A 2,874-nucleotide genomic window follows, 5' to 3' on the forward strand; every position below is an offset into this window, starting at 1 on the left:
ATGAACTTGATGTCACCCCGACGAGTCCGATATTCATCTCCCCAACCACGACCAAACATTTCATTGCCAAAGTGTTTCTCATGATGTCTACCATGATGCTTCTCATGATGGTTGCCATGCCCAAACCAAGACCTGACAAGCAATGAATCCTCTTCGCTAACTCCTGCCCATGCAGGTGCGCCAAAACGTGAACGAAAATGTCTAAACATAAGTGAATCTCAAATCAACTTTCTCTAATATACGATATATCGTGATATATTCCGATATATCGGAATAGGATTTTGATGAAGATTTGTGACGTAAGCAGATGCGATGCGAAACAGCACAAGCGATGCCTATGGAGGGCTGAAGCAAGAACTGACTTTTCACGTCATGTGGAAAAGCTAACGATTGACCTAACCCCCTTCCCGACAAGGGAAGGGGGAAAATTCAAAGTCTCTCTCCTTGAAGGAGAGAGATTTAGAGAGAGGTTTTCCAGATCCCGTGAAAAGTCAGGAAGCAAGAAGGCTGCAATTATTCCAACCCAAGTAGCCGTTACGACAATACTTGTATTAGAAATTGCAGCTTGTTAATTTTCATACCCGATTGATTAATCGATTATTAAGGTATAGATTACAACAGAAAATATACTTGTCTATAGCTGCCCTAGCATTTTAAAATGCAGGATTAAGCCATTCTCAAAAAAATTTATCCGAAAATCAAATATTCAGTAAAATTACGTATGCGGATTGAAGTCTTCTGAATGAATAGTAGAATTAGGCCATAGAGGAGAAGACTGTGACGCTCTTAAATGAAGCTCAAGTAGAGCAACTAAAGGAAATAACTACACGCTTGCGACAAGTAAGACAAGAAAAATCTATCCGCATAGAAGAAATAGCCTCTCAAACAATGATTCGAGCAGGTATTTTGCAAGCTTTAGAAGAAGATCGATTTGAAGAATTGCCTGAGCCGATTTTCCTTCAAGGATTCATCCGTCGTTATGGAGATGCTTTAGGGCTGGATGGAAATGCTTTATCTTACAGCCTTATAACCACCAATGTTGTCTGTCAAGACTCCAAAAATGCTCATTACAATTCAGACAACAAACAAAATACATACATACCTCTTGTTCTGACCTATATTTTATTATTGGTCGGTGCATCTGCTGGTCTTCTTCATATACTTAATCCACAGCTTACGGCTGAATCCCTGACTCCAGAAGACAATAATCCACAGTCAATAGTCAGTAATCAGACTAACAAATGACCAAAAACGTAGAGGAGCAGGGAGCAGGGAGCAGGGAGCAGGGAGCAGGGAGCAGGGAGAAGATGTTTCCCCTCTGCCCCCCGCACCCCGCCCCTCTGCCTCTTTCCCAATGCCAATTTTCAAGATATTTGCGGTTTACGCAGATGCCAAGTAGTAGATTGCTCATAAGCATAAGCTACCTGAAAAAGTTGGTCTTCTCGCAACACATTGCCAATCAGCTGTAATCCTATCGGTAGCCCTTGATCGTCAAAACCACATGGCAAACTTAAACTAGGTAAACCAGCAAGATTCACAGGAATAGTCATCAAGTCAGTTAAATACATACTCAAGGGGTCAGTAGTTTTTTCCCCTGCTTTGAATGCTGTAGTGGGAGATGTCGGACAAACTAACACATCGACCGCGCCAAAAGCCTTTTCAAAGTCTTGCTTAATCAAAGTGCGGACTTTTTGCGCTTTCAGGTAGTAAGCGTCATAATAGCCAGCAGAAAGGGCGTAAGTGCCAATCATAATCCGGCGTTTGACTTCTGTACCAAAACCAGCCGCACGGGTACGAGTGTACATTGATAGCAGATTATCGGCATCAGGAGCGCGATATCCATATTTAACGCCATCGTAACGAGCTAGGTTTGCTGATGCTTCGGATGGGGCGATGATGTAGTAGGTGGGTAAGCCATAGCGAAAGCGGGGACAGGAAATTATATGAATTTCTGCTCCTAAACTTTGTAGTTGATCTACTGCTGTGGTAACTGCTTGTTCTACTACAGGGTCTAAGCCTTCACCAAAAGTTTCTTTAATGATACCAATTCTTAGCTGACCTCTGGGTTTGAAGTTTGGTTTTAAGGTAGCAGCATAATTGGGAATGGCAACTTTCAGACTGGTAGAGTCTTTGGGATCGTAACCTGCGATCGCACTTAATAATATTGCGGCATCTTCTACAGTATTTCCAAATGGCCCAATTTGATCTAAAGACGAAGCGTAAGCCACCAAACCATAACGGGAAACCAAACCATAAGTGGGTTTCATCCCTACTACACCGCAAAAAGATGCAGGTTGGCGAATCGAGCCGCCAGTATCAGAACCGAGAGCAACTACACATTCTTCGGACGCTACCGCCGCCGCCGAACCCCCTGAAGAACCACCTGGAACTCGTGACAAATCCCAAGGATTAGCCGTCACTTGATAGGCAGAGTTTTCTGTGGAACTGCCCATTGCAAACTCATCCAAGTTGGTTTTGCCTACCATTACCGCGCCAGCATCTGCCAGTTTTTGCGTCGCCGTTGATTCATAAGGCGGTACAAAATTTTCCAAAATCCGAGAGGCGCAGGTGGTAGGAATCCCCTTGGTACACATATTGTCCTTAATCCCTACAGGAATGCCCGCTAGCAGCCCAATTTCTTCTCCTGCGGCAATTTTGGCATCCACGGCACTCGCTTGCTCTAATGCCCGATCTGCCGTCACACATAAAAAGCTGTGTAATTTCGGCTCTAACGCTTGAATGCGCTCTAAAGCTTCTTGGGTAATTTCAACGGCAGAACGTTCTTTTTTAACCAGCTGTTGGTGCAACTCGCGGATGGATGCCATGATTGCTCTCTTTGTGACTCACTCAAGTCATTGATTTTAGTACATATTG

2 protein-coding genes and 1 pseudogene are annotated in these 2,874 nt (G+C 43.8%); 1 reads left to right on the plus strand and 2 read right to left on the minus strand.

Going from position 1 to position 2,874, the window contains the following annotated elements; translation table 11 throughout:
- A pseudogene (locus tag HWQ37_RS00160) lies at positions 1 to 209 on the minus strand (PadR family transcriptional regulator); the annotation flags it as partial.
- Between the two features lie 568 nt (positions 210 to 777).
- On the opposite strand from HWQ37_RS00160, the gene HWQ37_RS00165 reads away from it, so the two are divergent.
- Positions 778 to 1,245, plus strand: coding sequence for a helix-turn-helix domain-containing protein (locus HWQ37_RS00165; protein ID WP_292742524.1), 468 nt, complete (start codon positions 778 to 780; stop codon positions 1,243 to 1,245).
- Between the two features lie 119 nt (positions 1,246 to 1,364).
- Here the strand turns inward: HWQ37_RS00165 and gatA are convergent, their stop codons facing one another.
- The gene (gatA, locus tag HWQ37_RS00170; protein WP_292742525.1) at positions 1,365 to 2,825 is read right to left on the minus strand and encodes an Asp-tRNA(Asn)/Glu-tRNA(Gln) amidotransferase subunit GatA; all 1,461 of its coding nucleotides are present in this window, start codon (positions 2,823 to 2,825) and stop codon (positions 1,365 to 1,367) included.
- Between the last annotated feature and the right edge of the window lie 49 nt (positions 2,826 to 2,874).

The organism is Nostoc sp. NMS4 (assembly GCF_017115095.1).
Classification (GTDB): Bacteria; Cyanobacteriota; Cyanobacteriia; order Cyanobacteriales; family Nostocaceae; genus Nostoc.